At 70.3% G+C, this 236-nt stretch carries 1 protein-coding gene; it reads left to right on the top strand.

The window, feature by feature from the left end:
* The coding region (locus tag AC5WRT_RS39255; protein WP_496101131.1) for a rodlin at positions 1-236 on the top strand (236 nt) is incomplete at both ends.

Here is a 236-nt window from a genome sequence, read left to right as displayed (position 1 = left end):
ACCTCCGTCAGTGGCACCGGCGCTTCGCAGGTCTTCGGCAACTCGGCGACGCTGGGCACCATGAGCCCCCAGTTCTCCTTGGTCCAGGGCTCCCTGAACAAGCCGTGCGTGGGGCTGCCCGCCAAGGCCGACGCGGGCTCGCTCGTCGGCGTCGTGCCGGTCACGGTGCAGGACATCCCGGTCCTGTCCGCCCCGCAGACCCAGCAGTGCGTCGAGAACTCCACCCAGGCCAAGGG

It is taken from the genome of Streptomyces sp. NTD91, assembly GCF_059510455.1.
This window is presented reverse-complemented; position numbering and strand designations above follow the sequence as displayed.